3 protein-coding genes and 1 pseudogene are annotated in these 2,404 nt (G+C 66.3%); 2 read left to right on the top strand and 2 right to left on the bottom strand.

Annotated elements, in window-relative coordinates; all coding sequences use genetic code 11:
* Positions 1–91: 91 nt before the first annotated feature.
* Both ACLZN2_RS50695 and ACLZN2_RS50700 read right to left on the bottom strand, forming a co-directional pair.
* A complete protein-coding gene (locus ACLZN2_RS50695) occupies positions 92–295 on the bottom strand; it encodes a DUF397 domain-containing protein (RefSeq protein WP_416987036.1) in 204 nt (67 codons plus the stop codon).
* An 8-nt stretch (positions 296–303) separates the two neighbouring features.
* The gene (locus ACLZN2_RS50700) at positions 304–1,155 is read right to left on the bottom strand and encodes a helix-turn-helix domain-containing protein (RefSeq protein WP_416987038.1); all 852 of its coding nucleotides are present in this window, start codon (positions 1,153–1,155) and stop codon (positions 304–306) included.
* 194 nt (positions 1,156–1,349) lie between these two features.
* Here ACLZN2_RS50700 and ACLZN2_RS50705 point away from each other — a divergent pair, with 194 nt between their 5' ends.
* Positions 1,350–1,763, top strand: coding sequence for an ATP-binding protein (locus ACLZN2_RS50705; protein WP_416987040.1), 414 nt, complete (start codon positions 1,350–1,352; stop codon positions 1,761–1,763).
* Positions 1,764–1,784: 21 nt separating this feature from the next.
* Positions 1,785–2,404: pseudogene (locus ACLZN2_RS50710) on the top strand (ricin-type beta-trefoil lectin domain protein); the annotation flags it as partial.

Genomic DNA, 2,404 nt, shown 5'->3' on the forward strand with positions numbered 1-2,404 from the left:
CGACAACCGGGCCGCTGGCCTGCCCACCATCAGCTCCGGAAAGCAAAAGGGTCCACCGACTCCGTCGGCGGACCCTCGCGAAAGATCGAGGCTAGTGAGAGATCGTCGCCTTTTCGGGCGTGCGTATGCCTGCCAGGAGGTGGGCGAGGACGGTGGGGGTCGTGGTGAGGACCGTGGTGGGGTCGTCGGACTCGCGGAGGCGGAGGGTTGTGGGGGTGGAGGCGAGTTCGAGGCAGTCGTTGCCTTCACCGCCCCCAGAGAAGGACGACTTCTGCCAATTGGGGCGGATGGCCATGGCTATCCTCACAGTTCTTTGTTGAGTTTGTGGACGAGTTCACGTGACTGGTCAGGGTCCAGTGACTCACCCTGCACCCTACGGAAGAGCTTCCGGAAGTGCTCCAGTTGGGCTTCGGCATCGACGAAACCTGTGCCGTGCGGAGCATCGCGTACAACGGTGTCCAGGCGTGACACGGCTCCGCCCACGTACACCATGGTGGTTCCGGCGCCCGCGAAGTCGTCCAGACCGAACGGAATGACACGTACGCTGATGTGCTCCGCCTCGGACAACTCCAGGATCCGGGTGAGTTGGGCACGGGAAGCGGACCGGCCGACGACTCTGATGCGGAGTGCTGCTTCGTGGATGACGGTCTCGTACGGAACGGGCCTGGGCCCCTCGATGACGACCCTCCGCTGCATCCGGTGGCGAACCCGATGCTCCACCTCGCTCTTCGGGAACTCCGGGTTCATGTAGGAGAAGAGCGCACGGGCGTAGTCCTCCGTCTGGAAGAGCCCGGGTACATGGATGACTGCCACGTCGTGGCGAAACGTCGCGTGGTGGTCGAGTTCGGCGAGGTCCAGGTAGGCGGCGGGAAGGACGCCACGGTACTCCTCCCACCAGCCACGAGTCCGGTCCGTCGCCATGGCGACAAGCGCGTCGATCAACGTGTCGTCGGAACAGGCATAGTTCGCTGCGAGACGACGAAGGCGCTCCTCGCTGACGCCCGCAATACCGGACTCGATCTGGCTCATCTGGACGGAGCTGACCCCCAGAAGTGTTGCGGCAGCCGTCGCCTTCAGCCCAGCAGCGTCCCGGAGCTTGCGCAGTTCGGCGCCCAGGCGAGCCTGCCGTGCCGTGGGGTGTCGCCGCGTTGCCATGAAGAGCTCCTCAACTTGCTGGCAAGAGTGCCCCGTTTGAGCGTCAGACTACGCGAACGACTTGCAAGGTCATAACTTTCAGACCTACTGTCAGTGACGCGAACTTCACGCTGCGGAAGCGCACCGCCCCGTCGTGCCATGCCGGCCGCGGCACTGCCACCGCCCATACCCCCTCAGTTGACTGGAGCTGCCCCATGCTTGAAAACGACTGCGACTCCTGGGAGTACTCCCTCTACATCCCCACCGACCCCAGAGCCGTCACCGTCTCCCGTCACACCCTCCGCACGATCCTCGCCCTCCACGGCCTGGCCCACCTCACGGACACCGCCGAGCTCCTCGCCTCCGAGCTGGTCTCCAACGCCGTACTCCACACCAAGGGACCGGCCTGCCTCCGCGTCCGCCACCGTGACGGTGTGCTTCAGCTGGGCGCGTGGGACGCCGACCCCGAACCACCCGAGCCGCCCAACGACTTGGCCGAGCTCAACGACGCCGAAAGCGGACGCGGCTTCGCCCTCGTTCGAGCCTGCTCCGACCTGTGGGGCTGGCAGCCGCTGTCTCGACTCGGGCACAAGGGCAAGCTGGTGTGGTGCGAACTTCCGGCGGCGTAGCTCATTGATCAGGACTCGGGCGGCGGCTCGGGAGGTGAGGGCGCCAGTTGCCCGACGTCCAACAGCTTCACGCCGGACACCAAGGTCCTGGTGGCCGACGGCTCGACCAAGGCGATCAAGGACGTCAAGGCCGGCGACAAGGTCCTGGCGACCGACCCGGAGACGGGCGAGACCCGGGCGCAGACGGTCACTGCCGAGATCCTGGGCGAGGGCGTCAAGCACCTGGCCAAGGTCACCGTCGCGACCGCCACCAAGGGTGCGCTCCAGGTGTCGGGGGTGTGCGTGCAGCCCTCGGGGAAGGCCACCACGGCCGGTACTGCGGTTGTTGCGGCGGCCTGTGACGACAGTGCCGCCCAGCAGTGGACGGTCACTTCGACCGGGTCCCTGAGGTACGCGGCCACTTCGATGTGCCTGGTCTCCCCGTCCAACTCCACGACGACCGGTGTCGACCTGGTGCTGGGTGCCTGTGACGGCTCCACGGCCCAGGCCTGGAACCCGGCGGACGAGACGTCGTACCTCTACGATGCCTTCGGCAACCGGATCATCTCCCGCTTCTCCCGCCTGGACCCGTACGGCAACGAGCGGGTGGAGAGCGCCAACTGGCTGTCCAAGACCGGCTATGTCGGCGGCACCGACGACAA

This window comes from Streptomyces sp. T028, from assembly GCF_048159505.1.
In the GTDB taxonomy this organism is placed as follows: Bacteria; Actinomycetota; Actinomycetes; order Streptomycetales; family Streptomycetaceae; genus Streptomyces.